General features: G+C 36.2%; 16 protein-coding genes and 2 tRNA genes. 14 read left to right on the forward strand and 4 right to left on the reverse strand.

The annotated features are described in order from the left end of the window. The first annotated feature begins 14 nt into the window (after positions 1-14). A complete protein-coding gene (locus AVFI_RS06385) occupies positions 15-851 on the forward strand; it encodes a CvfB family protein (protein ID WP_005419139.1) in 837 nt (278 codons plus the stop codon). Between the two features lie 162 nt (positions 852-1,013). On the opposite strand, the gene AVFI_RS06390 is transcribed toward AVFI_RS06385, so the two are convergent. After that, positions 1,014-2,564 carry a diguanylate cyclase gene (locus tag AVFI_RS06390; RefSeq protein ID WP_188863451.1) on the reverse strand — a complete coding sequence of 517 codons (1,551 nt, stop codon included), beginning with the start codon at positions 2,562-2,564 and terminating at the stop codon, positions 1,014-1,016. A 173-nt stretch (positions 2,565-2,737) separates the two neighbouring features. Between AVFI_RS06390 and AVFI_RS06395 the strand changes: the two genes are divergently transcribed. Beyond that, positions 2,738-2,814 (forward strand) — tRNA-Val (locus tag AVFI_RS06395). Positions 2,815-2,891: 77 nt separating this feature from the next. Then, positions 2,892-2,968, forward strand: a tRNA-Val gene (locus tag AVFI_RS06400). A 101-nt stretch (positions 2,969-3,069) separates the two neighbouring features. Here AVFI_RS06400 and AVFI_RS06405 read toward each other — a convergent pair. After that, positions 3,070-3,915: a WYL domain-containing protein gene (locus AVFI_RS06405; protein WP_188863450.1), complete on the reverse strand. Its 846-nt coding sequence runs from the start codon at positions 3,913-3,915 to the stop codon at positions 3,070-3,072. A 223-nt stretch (positions 3,916-4,138) separates the two neighbouring features. Here AVFI_RS06405 and AVFI_RS06410 point away from each other — a divergent pair, with 223 nt between their 5' ends. The 10 genes from AVFI_RS06410 (at position 4,139) to AVFI_RS06455 (ending at position 20,198) form a co-directional block, all read left to right on the forward strand. Beyond that, positions 4,139-7,801 carry an ATP-binding protein gene (locus AVFI_RS06410; protein WP_188863449.1) on the forward strand — a complete coding sequence of 1,221 codons (3,663 nt, stop codon included), beginning with the start codon at positions 4,139-4,141 and terminating at the stop codon, positions 7,799-7,801. Further along, positions 7,798-8,436: a hypothetical protein gene (locus tag AVFI_RS06415; protein ID WP_054775371.1), complete on the forward strand. Its 639-nt coding sequence runs from the start codon at positions 7,798-7,800 to the stop codon at positions 8,434-8,436. The genes AVFI_RS06410 and AVFI_RS06415 overlap by 4 nt, the downstream gene beginning before the upstream one ends. Further along, positions 8,436-9,734 carry a hypothetical protein gene (locus tag AVFI_RS06420; RefSeq protein WP_188863448.1) on the forward strand — a complete coding sequence of 433 codons (1,299 nt, stop codon included), beginning with the start codon at positions 8,436-8,438 and terminating at the stop codon, positions 9,732-9,734. The genes AVFI_RS06415 and AVFI_RS06420 overlap by 1 nt, the downstream gene beginning before the upstream one ends. Further along, positions 9,731-10,576 carry a DUF7281 domain-containing protein gene (locus AVFI_RS06425; protein WP_188863447.1) on the forward strand — a complete coding sequence of 282 codons (846 nt, stop codon included), beginning with the start codon at positions 9,731-9,733 and terminating at the stop codon, positions 10,574-10,576. The genes AVFI_RS06420 and AVFI_RS06425 overlap by 4 nt, the downstream gene beginning before the upstream one ends. A 378-nt stretch (positions 10,577-10,954) precedes the next feature. Then, positions 10,955-11,638: a hypothetical protein gene (locus AVFI_RS06430; protein ID WP_188863446.1), complete on the forward strand. Its 684-nt coding sequence runs from the start codon at positions 10,955-10,957 to the stop codon at positions 11,636-11,638. A 7-nt stretch (positions 11,639-11,645) separates the two neighbouring features. Next, positions 11,646-11,885 carry a hypothetical protein gene (locus AVFI_RS06435; protein WP_188863445.1) on the forward strand — a complete coding sequence of 80 codons (240 nt, stop codon included), beginning with the start codon at positions 11,646-11,648 and terminating at the stop codon, positions 11,883-11,885. Further along, on the forward strand, positions 11,840-14,158 hold the full coding sequence (rdrA, locus tag AVFI_RS06440; RefSeq protein ID WP_308424509.1) for an antiviral RADAR system adenosine triphosphatase RdrA: 2,319 nt from the start codon (positions 11,840-11,842) through the stop codon (positions 14,156-14,158). The genes AVFI_RS06435 and rdrA overlap by 46 nt, the downstream gene beginning before the upstream one ends. A 135-nt stretch (positions 14,159-14,293) precedes the next feature. Next, positions 14,294-16,678, forward strand: a complete 2,385-nt coding sequence (rdrB, locus tag AVFI_RS06445; RefSeq protein WP_321576969.1) for an antiviral RADAR system adenosine deaminase RdrB — start codon at positions 14,294-14,296, stop codon at positions 16,676-16,678. 44 nt (positions 16,679-16,722) lie between these two features. Continuing rightward, complete coding sequence (locus tag AVFI_RS06450; RefSeq protein ID WP_188863442.1) at positions 16,723-18,900, forward strand: AAA family ATPase; 2,178 nt, start codon at positions 16,723-16,725, stop codon at positions 18,898-18,900. Next, the gene (locus AVFI_RS06455; protein ID WP_188863441.1) at positions 18,897-20,198 is read left to right on the forward strand and encodes an McrC family protein; all 1,302 of its coding nucleotides are present in this window, start codon (positions 18,897-18,899) and stop codon (positions 20,196-20,198) included. The genes AVFI_RS06450 and AVFI_RS06455 overlap by 4 nt, the downstream gene beginning before the upstream one ends. 83 nt (positions 20,199-20,281) lie before the next feature. Here the strand turns inward: AVFI_RS06455 and AVFI_RS06460 are convergent, their stop codons facing one another. Together AVFI_RS06460 and AVFI_RS06465 are read right to left on the reverse strand one after the other, a co-directional pair. After that, positions 20,282-20,560, reverse strand: a complete 279-nt coding sequence (locus AVFI_RS06460) for a type II toxin-antitoxin system RelE/ParE family toxin (protein WP_054775379.1) — start codon at positions 20,558-20,560, stop codon at positions 20,282-20,284. Further along, complete coding sequence (locus tag AVFI_RS06465; RefSeq protein WP_017019676.1) at positions 20,561-20,839, reverse strand: type II toxin-antitoxin system RelB/DinJ family antitoxin; 279 nt, start codon at positions 20,837-20,839, stop codon at positions 20,561-20,563. Positions 20,840-21,187: 348 nt separating this feature from the next. Between AVFI_RS06465 and AVFI_RS06470 the strand changes: the two genes are divergently transcribed. Continuing rightward, on the forward strand, positions 21,188-21,619 hold the full coding sequence (locus AVFI_RS06470) for a LysM peptidoglycan-binding domain-containing protein (protein WP_041941331.1): 432 nt from the start codon (positions 21,188-21,190) through the stop codon (positions 21,617-21,619). The last annotated feature ends 37 nt before the right edge of the window (positions 21,620-21,656 follow it).

Below are 21,656 nucleotides of genomic sequence, written 5' to 3' on the forward strand. Positions count from 1 at the left end.
TAGGAATTGAAGTAATGGTTAAAATTGGTCAAATCAACAAATTAGAAGTAACAAAAACCGTAGATTTTGGTGTCTTTTTAGATGGCGAAGATTTTGGTTCAATTCTTCTTCCAAGTCGTTTTGTTCCAGAAGGCACAGAAGTAGGCGAAGCACTGGATGTGTTTATCTATTTTGATTCAGAAAATGAAGTGGTAGCAACAACTGAAACGCCAAAAGCACAAGTGGGTCAATTTGGACTAATGAACGTGATCGGTACAAACAGTATCGGTGCATTTGTGGATTGGGGCATTGCGAAAAAAGATTTGCTTATTCCATTTAGTGAGCAACGTGGTCGTTTAAATGAAGGTCAATCAATCCTTGTTTACGTATACACAGATAAAGCCTCTGGTCGTATCGTAGGAACAACACGTTTCAACAAGTGGTTAGATAAGACACCAGCAAACTACGAGAAAGGTCAACAAGTTGATATCTTAATTGCTGAGCGAACGGATCTTGGTTACAAAGCCGTTGTGAATGGCGAGCATTGGGGATTAATTTTCCACTCTGATGTGTTTGGCAAACTGTTCATTGGTAAGCAACTAAAAGCATTCATTAGTGATGTGCGTGAAGATGGTAAAATCTCATTATCACTTCAACGTCCAGGTAAAGCACGTATGGATGACTTAAGTGAAAAAGTGATTGCGACATTAGAGAAGAAAGACGGTTTCTTACCGCTAAGTGATAAATCATCACCAGATGCTATTTTTGCTGAGTTTAGAACCAGTAAAGGCACGTTTAAGAAAACCATTGGTGGTTTATATAAAGCAGGTAAGATCACCATCGAAAAAGACGGTATTCATTTAGTTAAATAACGTTTTTACCCAAAAAAATAGCCCGTAACTATTCCTGGTCACGGGCTTTGGGAAACGGCTCATCGCGAGCCTTGCGCTAATAATAAAATGGAAAGCATTACCTTATTTAGCGTAGTTCAAGGGCTCGTCCTGTCCAGTTTTTCTTCAATTTATTTTCTTTAATTAGATATCTTGATAATGGGTGATTTTATTACGTCCATTATGTTTTGAGTAATATAGCGCTTTATCCGCTTGTTCAATCACATCATCTAATAGTACGTTTGGTTTATTAATTGTCGTAATCCCAGCGCTCAGAGTAATGTCTTCATGAAGCGTATTATAGTTTGAGATTTGTGTACGTATTTGGTCGGTAAATTCAATCACTGACTCAATGTCATTATCTCGAATAAAAAGAATAAATTCCTCACCACCATAACGACCAGCTAACACATTAGGGTATTGAGCCATTGTTCTACCCACTATAGCGATCACCTTATCACCGACTAAATGTCCGTAATTATCATTAATACGTTTAAAGAAATCGATATCCAATAAAATAATCGAATAGGGCTTAAATTTGTTATTACTGTTACTCGATTTTATGAGTGGTGATACCTTGCTATGAAACGTTCCACGGTTGTACAAACCAGTGAGATAGTCTCTATTAAGTACATTAATTAATTTTCTGTGGCGATGGTTAAGTAACAGCATCAAAATTAAAATTAAAGCCGTTAAGCTGATCACTAAAGTCAGTAAGCTATACAGCAATGTATTTGTAGGTTGATTTAATTCATCTCGAGAGATACCAGAAATGATCGCCCAGTCCAAATAAGGGTAATAAATAAACAACACATCTTTTTGGTATGTTTTATTATCTAAAGTAATTTGGTAAGTGTAATCCTCAATATCCATACGAGAATGATCATTTGGAGTGGTTTGGTTTTGATTCATTTGTAAATTGTACGCATGAGCAGACTGGCGTATCTTCTCTAACAATCCATCAGCGTGAGAGCCTATTAGATCACGAACATTTTCGCCTTCATAGCTAGGGTGCAACAGCAGATTGCCATTTAAATCGATGACATATACATAGCCAGTTTCACCATACTGGTACTTGTCTAATTTATCTTTTAATAAACTTTTATCAATAAAGTGAAGAAGCTCATCTTTATACGCACTTGCGGATACGATCAGATCAGAGTCAGGTAAATAAACGGAGTAAGTGATTTTCTTTCTTGGCTTCTCATCCCCCGGATTCGTCCATAAGTACTCAACAAAATTATCATTATTCCCAATTTGTTGTTGAATATGAAGGTACTGGCCTACATTACGACCCTGAAAAATAGGGTGGTAAAGCAAATCTCCGTTCGAGTTTAGAATGTAAGGATAACCGGTATCCCCAATTTTACTGTCGTTAATATAATCTTGTATGAGTCTTCTTTTTTGCTCAGCACTTAATACTGGAGAGTTTTGAATTTGAGAGATAAATTCAGCAGAGGTTGTCACTATGCCTTTTAAATAACGCTTGATAGATTCATTAAGTGCAGTGTCTACAATATCGTAACTGGCTTCAATTGAGTTATTGAATGCTTGAAAGGACGAAGTTTTGATTGTTTTTTCAACAGATTTAAAATTTTTGACACTAAATGTAAGAGAAACTGCGGCCATTCCAACCAAGATTAAAATGATGATTGGCTGCAAGAATGACAAGCGTTGAAGACGAGATTGAGGCATAAGATAAAAATCCTTTTAACGGTACATGCAATTGTATTGGAAAGTATGGACTCTATCAATATGTTCTGATTTTATTCGGATTGAATGAGAAATAGACAAACGATTGATAATGAAAAAAAATTACTTGCAGACTGATTCTGAACTCGATAATATCAGCCTCGTTCTAAAGGAATGCGTCTGTAGCTCAGTTGGTTAGAGTACTACCTTGACATGGTAGGGGTCGGTGATTCGAGTTCACTCAGACGCACCATTCCTTCTGTTTGTTTTTGTCAAACAACAACTATTGATTTAGTCACAATAGGTTTTATAGAAGATTTAGAACACAGTGCGTCCGTAGCTCAGTTGGTTAGAGTACTACCTTGACATGGTAGGGGTCGGTGATTCGAGTTCACTCGGACGCACCATTATTTAAACGAAGAAGCCCACCTAGTGTGGGCTTTTTTGTGCCTGTGATTTACATCATCCTTTGATAATATCCTCAATCTTCAATATTTGGTAAATTTGCCTATTCATTTAGTAAAAATGCAGTTAGTTGATGCATTTCTGGTTCTTTTTTTAGTAACTCTTCATCTTGTGTCGTTCCCATACGACGTAAATAGTAATGTACTAAAGCTTTTCTAGTTGTGATTTCTAACTCTTTATTTTCCATAGCATAATCATCAGCAACGATAGATTGTTGTTTTTCAGATAAATAAGGGTTAGGTGTAATAGTTAATTTAACTTGGTGATTCCAATCATCATCATACTCTCGCGTATTTGGTGATTTATCCATTAAGTCAGGTTCGTTTCTAAAGCGGCTTAATACAAAATCGCGATAATTACTTCTATCTTCACAAAATGCTCTTACATGCCACCTAATACCATCATAGACCAAGCTATGAGGAGCAATGATACGACCTCGAACTTCAGGTGTAGATAGAGACACGTAGTCAATATCCACACGAAGATTAGCTCTTGCAGCAGCTATTAAACTTCGAACAATTTTTGGCGATATAGCCCTTTCAGGAACATTCAATACTGTCGATTGAGCTTCCCCCCAATTAAAGAATTCAAATGTTTCTTTTTGATTGTACTGTTGATGAAGCATCATAAGATATTCATGAGCAGTACCTTGAGTAAATAGAGGCTTAAAGCTATCTGCTGGTCTGTAACCTTTAATTGTCCTATCAAGGACCAATTGATCTTGGCCTGTAAGGCTAATGTACTTATTGATATCTCTAGAAGCCTGTTGGCGGCCTATATGAAAAGCGTCACATAGGTGATTTGTTGTCAGCCGGCCTTCCCACTGGGCTATGATTTCAATTAGTCGAAATCTTACTTGTTGGTCCCATTTAATATCTACTTGAATCATGCTCCTGCTCACAAATGTTACATGTTGATGTATACAGTATATACATGTATACAAAAAGTACATATATTTATTGTGGATATTGAGAAGGACGTATTAGATTCAGGAGCCATTGCTGTGAAAGCATAAAATTATATGGTAGGTGAAGTGTAGCCTGACTTATGTTGCCAAAAATTTAACTGGTTGGTTTTCAATCAAGAAAACAACAAAGATTGAGAGAAATACGATGATGAATGCAGGATTAACCAAAGTTATCACAATAAATTCTTATCAGAAAAACAAGATGTTTTCTGAGTATTCTTTTGACGCCCCCACTCAGATCACTGGCGGTAACGGAGAAGGCAAAACATCACTGTTAAGGCTCATTCCGTTCTTTTATGGAGCGACTGGCACGCAGATCGTCAGGAAATCGAATGTCAATAAGCCCTTTGCAGAATGGTATTTACCACACAACAACAGTTATATTGTTTTCGAGTACATTACTGCTCGTGGTCAAGTTGCTCATGTCATTTGTTATCGAAACCTTAGTACTAAAGGTGGCATTGTTTACCTTTTCGTTAAAGGTCAGTTTGAGCAATCAGTGATCATTAAACAAGGCAGCGAAGACAAGCCTTGCGCTATCGGCTGTACAAAGTTGGCCGCGGAGCTGAACGCCAACGGTTTGGATTACGAGTCGCGTATTACTAGCGTCAAAGAGTACCGAGAAATTATCCAAAACATTAATACAGGGTATTTGAGCAATCAGTTCCTCAGCTACTCTTTGTGCTCTGGTCGTCATGATGTCCGTCATATTGAAAAAATCACAGCGGCGTTGATTCAAGGTGAATTCAATATGGCCGACACAAAGGCGCTTTTCCTAGATATCCTCGAGCAAGGGAATAGCACATTAGAGTTTGGTGTGGATGCAAACAGAATTGAACAATGGTGTGATGACTACAACGGCCTAACAGCGTTCCTAGATAAAAAAGAAGCGTTCATTGAAGCTATTGCGAACAATAAGCAGATTGTCTATCTAACCACTCAGCTCGCAAGTGCCTTAATAACCATTCGTGATGCGTCTGAAAGCCTTGATGGATCTCTTAAGAAAACCGAACAGCAGCGCTCAGATTTTCTTGAAAACAGTGACAAGCAGATTGGCGAAATTAATCAAGGTAAGCTTGACAAAGAGGTTCAAAAGAGTGCTCTTCAACGCTCTATCACAAGTATTAACTCTGAGATCGAAGTACATCACAGCAAGCTTATAACATACGAAAATAGTGGTTATCCAGAGCTGTCCGTTAAGCTAAAGCAATTGCCAGAAATGGAAGACAGGGTGGCACAACAAAGACAAAGTTACGCAGATCTTGAAACTAAGGTAAATGATGCCAAAGCAAAGTATGAGAAAGACAAACAAAGCCTTGTTAGTAAGTTCAATAAAGAAAAGTCTGACCTAACAGAGCAAAAACTTGATGCCGAGAAAGAGTGCAAGGTTAAAAAAGACAAGATAGACGATGTATATCAGCCTCAGTTAAAGGAACTGACCCAAACCCATACGAGTTTTATAGCGGATAAATCTCTGGCTCTTATGGAACATAAGGCTGAACTCGCCACTCAAAAACAGCGACTAAAGAACCCAGATATTGATGAGCTTCTTATTGTGCAGAGAGAGCAGTTGGAGTCTGAGAAGGACAGATTGCAAGAACAAGTAGACACGTTAAAACACACGACAACTGTGAGTGAGAAGGAAGGAATCAACTTACAAACTAAACGTGAAAAGCTACTCGAAAGATTAGAGGCCACTCGTCGAAATATGCGCGATGCTGAAGCCAGGTTAAAAGTAGTCAGTAACCGATTAGACCCAGATTCAGGAACCTTGTTCTCGTTCCTGGAGGCTAATCGACAGGGATGGCAAAGCTCTCCACTTGGTCGTATTCTTACCGATGAGCTTCTGATGGACACGACACTCACGCCTTCAATGACTGATGATTCCGGTTCAATGTACGATTTATATATCGATACGAGCAATCTAGCCGATTGTAGTGTCACCAACAAAGCTGATGTAGAAGAGCAGGCTCAATTGATGGATCTTATCGGTGAGCTTGAAGATGCAGAGGCCGATTTCAATAAGAACATTTTGAAAAATGATTCGGCTGTTAAACAGTCAGCGCTTGAGTTGTCACGACTACGTAATGAGCTGCGAAATACTGAGGGTGACCTAGCACAAACTAAGATTAATCTTAAAAACAAGAAAATAGAGATTGCCCGTGCAAAAGAGGGCTTAGTCGAAAAAATTAATGTAAGCATCAAATCGATTGAGAAAGCTATAGCCCTGATTGATCAGGAAATCTCAGTGACGCTTGAACGTTTTGAAGAAGCAAAATTAAAGTTAAACAACGACAGGCTTACTCAAATTAGCAATGTTGAATCATCACTTGATCTCATGATTGGAGCTATCGACGAACTACTTGTAAAAAGTACTCTGACGTTAGGCGAGAACAAACAGCGCATCAAAGCGGAATATGAACAGCGGTTGAGTTACCAAGGCATTAGTGGTGAAATCTATCAACGCTACAAAGAAGAAATTGAATTTCTTGATAATGAAATCAAAAGCTTAAAAGTGAAGTCTCATAAAATCAAAGAATACGAGACATGGCTTGCTGTTTATGAAATGGATGACCCTAAGAGACGTGACGATCGCAATACTAAGGTCAAAGAACTTGAAACTGTGCAACAAGAGATTAAATCTTTTGAAATTAAACTGAACGAGTTGAGAGCCAAAGCTCATAGAACCAAAAAAGAGTTTGATGAGAAGCTCTCTATCTTGAGAAACCACAAACAGCGAGCTGACAGTGCAATCTCTCGCCTAACTAACTACGTGATGTTTGAGGGTGAAGAAGGCAGCCAAGAAGCGCTCGACTATAACGGCGATTTAAATTCACTATTGAGTGATGTGGAGAGCAAACTCCCAGAGTTAGAGAGGCTTACTAAGCTACGTAAAAAAGATATACAACAGATGGAAACTATCACTCTCAATCTTGGTGACGGGGAGCTGTATCGTTTCTGGAATGAAAGCAGCCGAAACACCATTACAGAGGATATTGTTGCTAGTGACTCTAAACGAATAGATATTCTAGAAATCATCATGAATGACATTATTCCTCAGGTGACCAGCATAACAATTGAAAGCGCGGTCAACATGGGGCGTATGCTCGTTGATTTCAAGCATCGGCTACTTGGTTTCGACCGTGATATTAAAAAGCTTGGTCGTAATATCTCTGAACAAGTAAAACTCAATAATACGTTCTCAGTGGTTGGTTCTATTGACATTAACGTTGAAAGTACACTTTCCAAGCTACAAGGTTGGGAAGATATTATTAACTTCTCTGAGATTTATGAAGAGTGGGATAAAACGGGATCTGCTGAGCTACCAACCAAAGAGTTTTACAATGCTTTAGATACGCTGACTTATCATATTAGTGCCGAGAAAGTTAAGAAGCCTACTGAGCTGTTTGACATCAAATTTGAAGTTATCGAGAACAACCAGCGTAAAACCGCCAAAACAGATAAAGATATGCGTGACTTAGCCAGTAATGGCACGAACTTGCTTATTCAATCCATGTTGTATTTAGCGCTACTGACTCAACAACGTGGATCAAGTCGACTATCAATAACTTACCCAACAGATGAGATTGGTAAGTTGACTGCAGAAAACCAAGCCAAACTGCTTAAAATGATGGGGGCACACAACTTCAATGTCATTGCTGCTCAACCTGATGGCAATAATCGTACAGCTAATTTATTCAAGTACCTGTACCACTTAACGCCTTACAAGAACATTTTTAATAAACCTAAAGTAAGCAAACTCGCGTTAGCCAAAGCCGCTGAAACTAGCACAGGAGTAGAAGCATGAAACCAGTATCACAAGTCTTAGAGTCTCTACTTAGTGGTTGTTTTATTTGCCCAGCAACTGATCGTGAAGCTTACAAGACGCTTAAAGAGGATCGTACATGCCGAGAAATCAATCAAGCGTTGACTCTTATGGGCCGCGAGCTCCAATGTACGAGTCGAACCAGTGCCTATTATGTCACCTATAAAAGTATTGACGACCACAATCGTCGTCAGGTGACCGCGTTGATGGGTAATGTACACGGTATAATTCGACCTTTGATTAAGTTCGTGGCGACAGTCAGTGAGGCTGCTCAAGTTGAAGCCGTGATGGTTGGTGGTGATGAGTTAAGTGTGCCTGTCCTGAGTGCGCAAATTCAATCGTCTCCTAGCTTGATGGAGAAACTCGATAGTATTTATCGACTCCCGAAAGTGAGTCGAAAAAAAGTGCGTGACAGTGCAACTGATAAACTCAATGTAGTCGTCGAATTCTTGGTTAAAGAAGGGGTGGCTCATTTAGTAAATAAAGAGCGTCAGCTCTATGTGATGACAGGAAAGTTAGATTTTATTTACGAAGTGCTCGATTTCATCGATACCCATGAAAAGATCGTTGAAGCAGTTAACAAAGCAAACGAGAACCAAGAGGAGTTCGACTTTTGATGAGCTCTCAAAATAATGGGAAACATGGTGGTGTCAATCACATGCTTAGCTTAATCAGCCAAGCAAAGGACACATTAACGCATGTTTTTGAAAATGGCACGATACGTGAAACTCATGAGAACGCCAACGACCTACGTAAATTAAAAGAAGCCCGTGTTGTTATCGTGACAAGCCGCGGCTACCGTGTGCATCCTAAAATGGAGGCACTGATGAACTATTTCCTTGAAACGGAAGCAAGTTCGTTTCTTGGGACTCAACACGCTGAGCGCATTCCAGAAATTCAGAGTCTCGCACAAGAATATCTTGAAGCTAAATTAAATGGCAAAAGAGAGGAAGAGGCTGATCGGTTTAATAGCTTAGAAGGTGTCGTTTATGAAATCACAATGGATTTGCAAGAGTCTTGTCGTCGCCTAAGAAACCGTATCAGTTATGATTTTGGTTATGGTCATACGCTCGCTCAAAAACAAAAAGAGAATCAAGTCGCGATAGAGCAAGCTGAAAAGCTTGTTAGTGGCATGAAAGCTTTTTCTTTTAAGTTGTTGAGTGAAATGGCTGGAGATAACTCAGAGCTCAATACCTTGTTTTGTACTGAAATGCACAGTGCTATTCGTAGTTGCCAGCAAGAGCTCGGCTCTATCCTAATTCAACTTCGAGCTTTGATGCTGAAGTATCGTAACCGAGAGCGTGATAAGGACCTGATCAATGCCTTTGAACGGTTTATTGATCAAGAGCCACATTGGACACCAAGTGACGATTTGATTTTGCCCGATGAGATAGCAAAGTACGATGGCATACCGACGTTTTGGCTTTCAGAGCCTATTCAATTTGCGCATCACCCAAATCCTGATGATATGGAGCAAGAGCTGGAATTAGCCGATATTGTTGAGAAAATTACGGTGCAGCCTGTTGAAAAAGAAGAACTTCCGGTTGTTGAAGAGGCTGAGCGCCGAGAATTGGCACTTGATGTTGAAATACAAGAGCTGATTGAAGCGGACATTGATTCTCATTGTGATACCTTTTTTGCTGAAGCCTTTATTGGCAAGGGAAAAACCAGCATTTCCGCTTTGGAATATTATGAGCAAATCAATAATGATTTGCCGGAAGATCTTGAACAGCTTACTTGCGCTAAAGATGTGTGGCTATTTAGCGTGCTTAATTTCCATAGTTCAATGCTTCCCGAAGATAGCAAAGGCTTTACCGTTGAGCCTATCGGGTCTTATACCTATTTAGCAAAAGGTAGCAATATAGGTTATGGCAACCTTCACTTAGAAGATGTATCTATAGCGAGGAAACTGTGAGTAGAATTATTGATAATATAACCAGTAGTGATTTAAATCGGCTTAAACAACTTTTTTCTCCAGCGAAAGTTAAAGACGGTACCAATGTAGTGCTGAGTGGCGTTTTTGAGATTTTTCACCGCGACTTTAGTGTTGGAATTACCAGTGGTGAAAAGTTACAGCTAACGTCTAGAGATATACGTCAAATTAGAAAAGTAATTAAAGAACAATCAGGCTTTGATCTTTTAACTGATCCTATTCCAAATTCTCGAACGGATATCGCTCAGTTCTTTCCAAATGAGAAGTTAAGCTCAAGGCCAGTCAAAGACAAGGTAATTAAAGTTTATGGGATTTTGTCCACGAACATAAATAATAAAACATACGACTTAGAAGAAGGCATGAACATTGAGATAGCTCTAAGTCATTTGAAGAGCATTGAGCACAGCCAAGTTGTTATTGTTGAAAACTATGAAGCGTTTTCTAAGTTTAGATTGGTGAAAACGGATATGGAGCCTAATCCTCTTATCGTCTACCGAGGAGATAAGGATTGTAGCGTGATATCAAAAGAAATTGCCCTAACTTTTCCAGATATAGAACTTGTCGCTTGGTTTGATACAGATCCTAAAGGTATTTCTTTAGCCTTTGCATCAGGTGCTGATTATATGCTTGTTCCAGATTTATCAAAAGAGGTGCTTAAACAACATGGGCGCTCAGATCTATTTAGTAATCAGTATCAAAATTGGGAACGAGTATCAGTACTAATTCCTTCTAATCTAGAGTTATTAATGTCTAATGTAGAAAAAGGGATAACCCAAGAATCAATAATGGCAAACGATATAAGTGTGAGTCTATATAAAATCTAGTTATGAGATTGTTCTAAATAGAGCATCACGAATTAGTTAAACAATAAAGATTTGTTATTAAAGTTATGCTAGAGCTAGTGTGGCTTTTTTATCTAATTTTTACCATTCCTTCTCCAATATCAATGTTTCCTCTCTAATTTAGTGTACAATATACTGCAAAAGTGCGATTTTACTTATTCAGATGACAAGTTATTAGAACTTGCTAAGCGCATGAAGGTTATAAAGCCCAATACCCAGACTGGAGCCAACGAGATGATATCAAAGCCTCATTAAAAGTAGAGCTAATTGTATTGTTGCATGAGTTTGGTTAGTCACCTGTGATGATGTGTACAGGGGCGTGCTAGAGTAGGTAGAGAATTTTAAGAAAGGAAAAAGTTAATGAGCAGTGATAATAATCAGAAGCAAACTGGTGATGTGGCAATTGATGAAATCAATTATTACTTAAAACAATATGAAGATCGTCGAGATGGCTTTCGTGGCAATCATAAACTGACGCGTAGATTGTCGATTTTGAGTGTTTTTTGGGCGGTGCTTTCTTTAGCTATATTATTCAGTGATGCTGTTCTTAAAGTAGACCTGGTTAAACTCAATCCTTATCAATTTGTTGGTTTTGATGTGGTTAACTGGCATTTAATTATATTTTGGCCAATAGTGATAGTTTTCCTCTCTATTAAAACGTTCAGCAAATTCTTTAAAGCACTTTGGTTATTGGAATTTGGTGTGTTTTTAGCCTTTTATTCTAAGGAAATGATTGCATTGTTTGCTGTAGTTCATATAACGCTGTTTGTTACATGTTATGCACTGAACAGAATGAATGGTTATACAAGAGGTTGGAGTCGAAATCGATTAGCAACGGAACATCTTGAACGATTAAAAAGGGAATATCAAATTGCCATCAAAGGGCAAAAAAAAGAGTTTGTGCGTATTGAACAAGAGAATACGCTCGCAAAGTTATCAGATATCGATACAAAGAATAGAGAAGCAACACATGCTGACATTGTTGGTGATTATATAGCGGTAAATAATGGCGCATTTAGTTGGATTAAAGGTTTAAAAAAGTAGGCTAGTTATGACAAATATTTTAAAATTAAATTACAAAAAAGCTGAATATCGAGATGATTATTCAGATTCTAGTGGTGAGTTTTGGCAGTGCGAGGCTCAAGAAAGTTTAATAAATAAACTTGAAATTACATTGCGAGAAGCAAAAGAATATAAAAAAATAGGGAGAAAGATAATAAAAAAACATGGTTATCTCATAATGCAATTCTTGTTTTTGGTCAGAGAGGTACAGGGAAAACTGTATTTTTGAGAAATTGTGAGAAGTTATGGAGCAAAGCTTGTAAGAAAGAAAAACAAAAAAACATACAGGAAGAAGAACTTAAGTTTCTGAATGTGATTGATCCAACAATGCTTGTAAATAACGACCATTTTTCTAATGTTATAATTGCTCAAATTTATTACGTAGTTGAAAAAAAGATTAAAAGTTTAAGTGGATGTCATGGTCTAAGTTCCGTTAGTGAACAAGAAAAGACGCATTTTTATAATTCATTAAAAAAATTAGCAGATGCACTTGGAAAGAAAGATGATTTTAATGGTCATTCAGGAATTGATAAAATTCTACAATATAATTCTGGTATTCAAATTGAAAGTTATTTCCATTTATTTATAGAGTCGGCAATTAATTTATTGGGGTGTCAAGCTTTGGTGCTACCAATTGATGATGTGGATATGGCACTTGGGCGAGCATTTGAAGTTGTAGATGATGTGCGTCGTTTACTCGGGTGTCCATATATTATTCCTATAGTTAGCGGTGATATGCGTCTATATGAACAAATGACAAATGTTCATTTTGATAGCAATGCTTATGATAATAAATCTAAAAATGATGATTTAATTGCTGAAGGGATCTTAGTATCAAAAGAGCTGACTACATCTTATTTAACAAAAGTTTTTCCTAATCAAATGAGAATTGGTTTACGACCGATAACACAAATTATACAAAATCTAAACATTGTAAATAATGAAAATGACATTGGATTGAAAATATCAGAATATTATAGCCTGATATTTAACCGATTTTATTTTCTATGTTCAAATGAAGAGGTTATAAATAATTGGCCTGAACCAGAGTCTGCACGAGAACTAACCCAGTTAGTACGTTCTATTAATCCTGAAGTGTTACGTGATAAAAGTATCAATCCGGTATGGATGGCTTACCAAAGTTGGGCTACACAAAAGAAAAACGGTGTTTCTTTTACTAATGCAATGTCATGGTTTACGCTTAATAATTTAGATAAGGGCTCTTCTTTTAATATTGAATCTTTAATTGCATTTAACCCTAAAATGCAAATGAGCAAAGATCGATATCCTTGGGCTAACAAATGTTTTTTTGGTTCTCAAAAAGATTCTTTAAACTCAATGTTTTCATTACAACCCAAGCAAGTGTCAGCTCAACTAAATGGCAATTTATCTATACTGGAGAGTGCATATAATGAAAAAAGTTATACTTTACGAAGTATGCCACCCTATGAATTTTTTGATGATAAAAAGTATATTACACAAGGTTCGATAAAAAATACAAACTCTTTATTATCTAACGAAAGTAAAATTAACGCTAATATATTACTCGATGTTTATACATATGGTGACTATTATTCAACATTATCAAATACATATCAGTATGTATTTTGTAGTCGTGCATTTGAATTGATCTTATTTTCATTCGTAAATAAGTCTATAGATATCGAAAAAGATATTTATAATATTCTTGGGCGTAGACCATTTTATTCAATATTTAATGCAAGTCCAACTAAAGTTATTCAGGATGGCGATTATGAAGAAGAGGTTGAAAAAGAAAGTGATTCTAAGCGATCTTCGGCAGAGATTCTGGCAGGTGAAATTAATATATGGAAAATAAATAATAGAGAGTTCTTTGACGAAATAAATTCAAGTGATCTTATATCTATATTTTCATTTATGTTTAATAAGACATTTTCTGCGCTAAATTTATATAAATCTAATAAAACTTATACCGATGAGCATTTAACAGATTTAGCAAGACGTTTTGAATTGATTCTTGTTAATTCAGCAATGACAGCATCAATTAAAGGCAATGCAATTAATGCTAATGTTGCTCAAACAGATAATTATAGTACGTTAAGAAATTATAAGGAATTTGAGAAGTATGACCGAACAATTACTAGAAATAATGAGAAATTAAAAGAAGAAAATATTGCTGATGGTTTTTGTGTGCGTTTTATAGATGTACTTTGGAAACATCCAATATTTGTTATTAATAAATCAAAAGATACTGAACCTTTGGAGCCACTATTTTCTTTAGGGAGAGGAGAGTTGGAAAGCAAATTAGCGAAGTTAAGGAAAGATTTTGAACTTAAAGATCTTAAGCTAGTATCTGCACTTAAAAAGAGATTAGATGGATTTGATGAAAAACAGAAAGATAAATTAATTTCTTTTATTAAAGAAAATAAAATAACAAACAAAACTTCATTAGTTGATCCAAAAGAGTTAAATGCTAACTTATTAAAAGCAATACAGTCATATATAGAGGGTGATGATGCTTAAAGTTAGTGATGAGAGTATCGCTTATGCTTCTTTACTTGCTTCTGATCGTTTTTTATTTAATGAGGTTGGTATTGAAAATAAAAAATTCTATTACAAGAAAAGAGTATTTTTGACTATCAACCATATATATTAAGGATGCTAAGAAATGAGGATATTACAGCTCTTATTTGTTCATTGAATCTTGATAAGATTAATTTGAAAAAACTATTATCATTATTAGCTGAAAAGTATTTAATTTGGCAAGGTGATCGTTTCGAAGTTAAGTTAAGTTATCTTGAGGAGTGGTTAGAACTAGCCTCTTTAATTGATGTTAGTTGGATTATTGCAAAAGCCTATAGTGATTTAGCTTACGATTGTGATATTAGTGAGCAGAATATTATAACATGTATTAAAGATAACCAGTGCCCTACAGCTCTTCAACAATTAAAAGGAAAGAAAGGTTTTGCTGATAATCATGTCCACCTTGGTGGACATGGATATACTGGTCCATCTCTACTAAGTTTTTCATTATATGGGGTAGAGGTTACTGGAAAAATTAAATGGCCAAGAAGACCTGAAAGCACTTTATTTGAGAGTGAACGATATAAAAAGAATGATTTACCTAAGTGGAGCGCCTTATTAGGTGATAATTTAGCAGCTTTTGCGTTTGATCATGATTATAAACGTGTAAATAAATTGCATATAAAGCCTCATATTAATATTGAGTTCAAAGGTGATGCGATTTCATATATTGAACGTGGTGAGTGTGCTAATTTTTCTCAGCATTGTTTATCACAATCTCATTGTTTATTAATTCCATCAGCGAATCGTTGGCTTTTATTTTGTACTGGCTTAATTTCTTTAAGTAAAGAAGCAGATAAAGCTCTAGATACTTATATTCGTATAAGCAATGTTTTGCGTAATTATATGATTGTAATGGGGGTTGGATTAGGTCAATTTGTAGAATCTTTTCATTTTCCACTTCGTAAGAGTAGACATTTAGGCTCACAAGATATTGTCGGTTTGGATGCTTTTAAATCAGATATATCAAAAGAAACAGTAAGGGAATTTAGAGTATCACCAAATATTGCTATTGGGAGTAATAGTTTTCCAGCAGATCCAAAGTCGTTGAAGGTTAGTTTAGAGGCACTCTTTAAAGAATCATTAGCAGAAAGGGTCCACTTTGTTTTGCATTTTACCAGAAGCGGCAAAAGCGAAGACAAAAGACAGTCTAAGTTTAGGGCTAATATTAAGAATCAAGTTAGACTTCTTCAGCAATTTCATGGTTCTGTTTCTTTTTCTGATACCGAGATAAAAGCATTTCAAATTGAAGATGAATCATTAAAAGTTGATTTGCGTAAAGCAATACGCGGGTATGATGTAGCAGGTAATGAAAACGAACTACCAATTGAGGTATTTGCTCCTGCTCTACGGGTTTTGCGTTCAGCTAAACATTCATCACAGAGTCTATTTACAACTCGTCATCAGAGACCTTTTTTAACTATTCATGCAGGTGAAGATTATAGTCATTTACTTTCTGGATTAAGAGCAATCGATGAAGCTGTGTATTTTTGTGATTATCAGTCAGGAGATCGAATTGGTCATGGACTAGCACTAGGGGTCTCGCCTAGTTCGTGGGCACAAAGGCAACAAACGGCTTATGTTACAATTGGTGAACATTTAGATAATCTTGTTTGGTGCTTTCAGAAGTCACTTGAAGTTATTCAGAAAGTGCCTAAATTTACTGGTGTTTTACATTTACTTCAAGAGAAAATTAATTTCTGGTCTGGCTATCTTTACGAAGAAGAACATTCATGTCGAAGTTTATACGAAGCTTGGAAGTTGAGACGAAATTGCCCTTATGCGTTAAATCTTGATGAGTTATCTAATGATAAGCCACCAGTTATAGATGGTAAGAACCCGTTATATCGTGATTGGATAATAGATTTTGACCAAATTCAATGCAACGCTAGTAGCCAAAAGGCATTCGTACTTTGGCAAAAATACATACTAGCTGAGTTAGATGTCCACTTTTTTAAGAGACGTGAAAAATCAGTAATTATTAACTGTAATCCCAAGCAAGGTTTTGAACCTTTTGGTTATAAGCATGGGACATACTTTGACTCTATATCAGCAGCAGAATTAGAGTTGTATGAAGCAATCCAAGATCTACAAATAGAAAAGTATGGGTCTCAAGAAATAATATTTGAAGCTTGTCCAACATCAAATATCTATATTGGGCGCTTTGAGTATTATCATGAGCATCCTATTTATCGTTGGAATCCACCTATTGAATCTTGGCTAAACGAGGGAGAACGTTTTAACAAGTTTGGTTTAAGACGTGGCGCAATTTCAGTATGTGTAAATACCGATGATTCAGCCTTAATGCCTACATCAATTCAGAATGAGCATAGAGTATTACAGCGAGCAGCTGTTGAGTATTATGGCGTTGGATCAAATAAAGCGGAAGACTGGATAGATCGTATTCGTCAAAAGGGTGTTGATGTATTCGAAGAGAATCACTTGGATTGGGTGAATTAGAAGCACTAAACATTAGTGGTAGTTAGTATAAATGTGAGTTGGTTATGAATGATTTAAAAGTTGCATGGGATGAGTTTATAGAAAGATGGCCTATTAGCACTGTGCAAAATATGACGTTGGAGCAATATGTTTCTACTGGTGATAAGGATACTTTCACATACTGGGTAGAGACAAAAACAGGTATCTTAGCAAATATAAAAGGTTCACCATCGACAAAATTTGGTATCTATAAGCAAAAAGGAATACCAAAAGAACGAAACGGAATGAGCCATGGAGAAGTATATTCTTGGCAATCAAGGTTTGGTGGTAATGAAGCAGATGCATTTTTTAATGTGAAAAAGCATATCTTAAATATTATTGAGGCTGCCCAGCGTGGTGATCTTGAAATGATTGATAATGTGGAATTAGCTCCATTATTTAAATGGAAAATAGCATTTTTATACCAAGATACCGTGTCACCAAAGATCTTGAATATTTTCTCACTTGATAAACTTCAAGAGATAACGGGACTATCTGGGCGAGGTTATTCTTATCCTCAATATTACGATGAAATTATGAAGAGTTATGATCCTAAAAGGGTTCAAAATGTAGCTGAATTTGGTCGTCAGATTTGGAGAGAGTTAGATAATAATCAAGAAATGGATAATACAGAGAGTTCTAATATGAAGATATGTCAAAGTTCTTTAAATACAATTTTATATGGTCCTCCAGGTACAGGTAAAACTTACACCACAATTAATAAAGCATTGCAGATTGTGGCTCCTGATTTTTATCTTAAAAATAAAGATGACCGTGAAAAATTGAAATGTCGTTTTGATGAACTCCTGAATAATAATCGCATTGGATTTGTGACTTTTCATCAAAGTTTTAGTTACGAAGATTTTGTTGAAGGCCTTAAAGCATCAACGACAGAAGGTAAGCAGATTAGCTATGATGTTGAAGATGGTATCTTTAAAAGTATGTGTAATTCTGCAAGCGTAAAAGCCACAGTTAATACTGAACAACAAGCGTTAGATATATCCAATAGAAAAATCTGGAAAATGTCATTAGGGGATACTTCTGGAGAAGATACTTTTATTTATCAGCAGTGTATTGAAAATAATTATGTTCTTTTAGGCTATGGTTATGACATAGATTTCTCTAATACATCTAATCGTAAAGAGGTAATTGAAACCTATCGTACTAATGAAGTTATTATTGACAAAGAGAGTAGTGATTACAGAGTCACATCGGTAAATAACTTTAAGAACGAAATGAGTATTGGTGATTTAGTTGTCATTTCTGATGGCAATCGTAAGTTTAGGGCGATTGCTGAAATTACGAGTGATTATATCTTTGATGAAACTTTAGTGAGTGATAGTGGATATTCTCAAGTAAGAAAAGTAACTTGGCATCGAGTGTATGAACCGTCATTACCTGTAGATGAGTTATTCAAAAAGAACTTATCTCAAATGACATTATATCGCCTTTATGGCGCAACTATTGATTTAGATAAGTTACAGGGTATCTTTTCATTACCTTCGATAGAAGACAAAACAGAAATAAGCAATGATCGTGTACTTATCATTGATGAAATTAACCGAGGTAATATCTCTAATATCTTTGGTGAGCTAATTACATTGATTGAACCAAGTAAGCGTAGTGGTGGCACGGAATCTTTGTCTGTGAAGTTACCGTATTCAAAAGAGACGTTTTCTGTACCATCAAACTTACACATCATAGGTACGATGAATACCGCAGATAAATCACTGGCACAGCTTGATATCGCACTTCGTCGTCGCTTTGAATTTGTCGAAATGATGACAAATTACGAGCTACTCAAAGATATTCCTAATATCGAAGGCATTAACGTTGCTAAGCTTGTAAAAACCATGAATCAACGTATTGAATTATTGTATGACCGAGAGCATACAATTGGTCATAGTTTATTTTTACCGTTACTTGGTAACCCAAGTCTACAATTATTAGCAGAGATCTTTGAGTTACAGATCTTACCGCTATTGGAAGAGTACTTCTTTGAAGATTGGGAACGTGTAGGGCAAGTACTTGGTGATCATTTAAAAGATAACCACGAGTTACGTTTTGTTATTGAACAATTTGGTAATAGTAAGATCGCTGAGTTAATGGGCGATGATTGGGAAGTGCCAGGAATACAGCCTTATTGCCGTAATCAAAAAGCATTTAAAAATCCTCAAGCGTATATCGGTGTTTATACTCGATGATAAGCAAAAAGAGCAATCCTATTGTTAAGGTGCGTGAGTTTGGTTTGTTGCTCAATGGCGGCGACAAATCAGACGTTGACTGCCATTCAATAACGAAAAAAGCATTTGAATGGTTATTAGTGAACGGACAAAGTGCTAATGAAAAATCAGTTGAATTAGTTAGAGTCAAAAAATACGGCAAAGACATAGCACTTCAAGTGGTTAACTATGTTGGAGTGATAGAAACGCCGTGTGGTACTCGTATTGAGATTCTACCTAAGATATCAGATCAACATGATTCAGAGACTGCGAAGAAAGTATTATTAAAAATGCTTTCAACGGTAAACAAGCTGTCTATGCAGCAATTTGAACAATCTTCTTTAAAGACAGTAAAACAGCCATTGTTTGAAGTGCTAATAGGGTATTTTTTAAAAGAGGTCGCTGATGTTGTTAAACGTGGTATCCGTAGTGAGTATAAGCGTGTAGAAGCAAAAACACCGTATTTGAAAGGGCAACTTCAAACATCAAAGCAGCTTCGTGAGCGTCCGGGGTGCCAAAATCGTTTTAACGTATCTTATGATCAATTTTCTTCTGATCGTTCAGAAAATAGATTAATGCATTCAGCATTGAAGCAAGTACTGAAATGGACAAAGAGCAATGAGAATCATCGTTTAGGTAAAGAGTTATTATTTGTCTTTGATGAGATCCCATTATCATCGAACTATTCTTTAGATTTCAGAAAGTGGTCTGTTGATCGCTCGTTAGTTCACTATCGGAGTGTGAAGCCATGGTGTGAGCTAATTTTGAGTTATCAATCTCCAATTGCTTTGTCTGGTGCGCATAAAGGGATTTCATTTTTATTCCCAATGGAAACTCTATTTGAGCGATATGTGGCGATAAAACTACAAAAAGATCTACCATCACATTTGAAGTTAAAAACACAAGCAAGCAGTCAGTCTTTGGTTTCTCATACTCCACCTAATACAGAGAAAGAGCAGGGTTGGTTTAAACTAAAACCAGATCTTGTCATTAGTGAAAAGAAAACCAATAAAGTGGTTTGTGTCGCTGATACTAAATGGAAGCGGATATACGAGAATCAAGGAACTGCTAAAGATAAATACGGAATAAGCCAATCCGATATGTATCAAATGTTTGCTTATGGTCATAAATACTTAGAAGGCGAGGGAGTAGTGTATTTAATTTATCCTAAGCATGCTCAGTTCAATGATTCGTTAGAGTCATTTAAATTTAGTGAAAAGTTAACGGTTAAAGCAGTCGCATATGATTTAGATTTAGATAAGTGTGATGCTTATTTTTAAAATAAGGGCAATAATTGCATCGGTTTGGTTGTGCTAGCTAGACTAGGTAGGTACTTTATATTGATTAGCCCAATCGAATAAGGCTAATCAATCGGAAACTTTTGCTTTTGGTGGAGGACGCGCATTATTCTAATGCTCTCTCCATCAATCATGTATGAAACAATCATTGATACTTCAGGAATAATGAGTAGTCGTCCTCTGATATTTTCACGTTGCACACCCATTTGAGGTTGATCTAACAAAGCCTCAACCGTCTGTTCGATGGTGTTATCTGTTCTTTCAGCGACACTTGGATTAAAGTCGTAAAGAAATTCAAATATTTTCTCACGATCATTTAAAGACTCTTCTTCCCAAAAGATCATTTATCTTTGACCTCGAATTCGAGCTTTACGCTCAGCCATAGTTTCTTTTGCTTCATTATGACTAATAAAGTTAGTTTTACCTGAATCGAATTTATCGAAAGCTAAATTCACTTGTTCAGTTAACCATTGATCGTGAGATAATGCTTTACGCTGTTGCTCTGCCATTTGCTCTGTCAGCTCTCGGCAAGCATCACTTAGAGTACGGCCTTGGCTCTCAGCAAATTGTTGAGCTAATAGCTTAACTTCATCATTAACACGGAATTGAATTCTAGTATCCATAATTTAGCCCTTAAAATATGTACGTACAAATGTTAGCACAATATTTAGTGGTAGCAACTAACAATCGGTTTAAGTACGACAAACACAGTGTTGTTTTTCGATATCAAAAAGTATCATGGAAGCGAACAATGCTGGGTTTATCCCATAAATAAATGAATCAATGGAAATATTTCATCACTGACACACAATGTAATTAAGTTAATGTTGAGAATAACTATTTAATGAGCAATAAAATGCCATAAACTCAGCAGAATCAAATGATAAAATCATTTATTACTTGTGCATACATCTTATTTTTATGACAATACTCGAAAGTTTTTATCAAACAGATGAAGTTGTGAGAAAAGTATGAAACAGAAAAAAAGTATTATTCTGGTAGCGTCGCTAATGTCTTCGTTAGTTCTTACTGGTTGTGCGTCAAACGATGAACTGATCGGACAACAAAAGCAGCATGCAGAACAAATTAACACCTTAGAATCAACAGTAAGTACGCTAGAGTCTCGAGTAACAACGTTAGAGAGCGAGTTACAAGCTCAAAAAGAAACTGATAAAGATATTTACCAAGAAGTAAACAAGCTAAATACAGAGCAAGGTAAATTGAAACAGCAAGCACAACAACAAGTTGAGCAAGCAGATAAGTTCTACACAATTAAACAAGACGATACGCTTTACAGCATTTCAGTTGAGTTTGGTTTAACAGTAGATGAATTACTTCAATTAAACCCAAAAATTGAAAATCCAAGACGTCTACTTATCGGACAAATCATCAACATCAAATAATGGTGTTAAATGAATAATGAAAAAGCCGCTAATCAAT

The organism is Aliivibrio fischeri ATCC 7744 = JCM 18803 = DSM 507 (genome assembly GCF_023983475.1).
Taxonomy (GTDB): Bacteria; Pseudomonadota; Gammaproteobacteria; order Enterobacterales; family Vibrionaceae; genus Aliivibrio; species Aliivibrio fischeri.

Excerpts from the sequence above, each read along its gene's own strand:
- AVFI_RS06385 (WP_005419139.1), top strand. The coding sequence starts at position 15 with ATGGTTAAAATTGGTCAAATCAACAAATTAGAAGTAACAAAAACCGTA.
- AVFI_RS06390 (WP_188863451.1), bottom strand. The coding sequence starts at position 2,564 with ATGCCTCAATCTCGTCTTCAACGCTTGTCATTCTTGCAGCCAATCATC.
- AVFI_RS06405 (WP_188863450.1), bottom strand. The coding sequence starts at position 3,915 with ATGATTCAAGTAGATATTAAATGGGACCAACAAGTAAGATTTCGACTA.
- AVFI_RS06410 (WP_188863449.1), top strand. The coding sequence starts at position 4,139 with ATGATGAATGCAGGATTAACCAAAGTTATCACAATAAATTCTTATCAG.
- AVFI_RS06415 (WP_054775371.1), top strand. The coding sequence starts at position 7,798 with ATGAAACCAGTATCACAAGTCTTAGAGTCTCTACTTAGTGGTTGTTTT.
- AVFI_RS06420 (WP_188863448.1), top strand. The coding sequence starts at position 8,436 with ATGAGCTCTCAAAATAATGGGAAACATGGTGGTGTCAATCACATGCTT.
- AVFI_RS06430 (WP_188863446.1), top strand. The coding sequence starts at position 10,955 with ATGAGCAGTGATAATAATCAGAAGCAAACTGGTGATGTGGCAATTGAT.
- AVFI_RS06435 (WP_188863445.1), top strand. The coding sequence starts at position 11,646 with ATGACAAATATTTTAAAATTAAATTACAAAAAAGCTGAATATCGAGAT.
- rdrB (WP_321576969.1), top strand. The coding sequence starts at position 14,294 with ATGCTAAGAAATGAGGATATTACAGCTCTTATTTGTTCATTGAATCTT.
- AVFI_RS06450 (WP_188863442.1), top strand. The coding sequence starts at position 16,723 with ATGAATGATTTAAAAGTTGCATGGGATGAGTTTATAGAAAGATGGCCT.
- AVFI_RS06455 (WP_188863441.1), top strand. The coding sequence starts at position 18,897 with ATGATAAGCAAAAAGAGCAATCCTATTGTTAAGGTGCGTGAGTTTGGT.
- AVFI_RS06460 (WP_054775379.1), bottom strand. The coding sequence starts at position 20,560 with ATGATCTTTTGGGAAGAAGAGTCTTTAAATGATCGTGAGAAAATATTT.
- AVFI_RS06465 (WP_017019676.1), bottom strand. The coding sequence starts at position 20,839 with ATGGATACTAGAATTCAATTCCGTGTTAATGATGAAGTTAAGCTATTA.
- AVFI_RS06470 (WP_041941331.1), top strand. The coding sequence starts at position 21,188 with ATGAAACAGAAAAAAAGTATTATTCTGGTAGCGTCGCTAATGTCTTCG.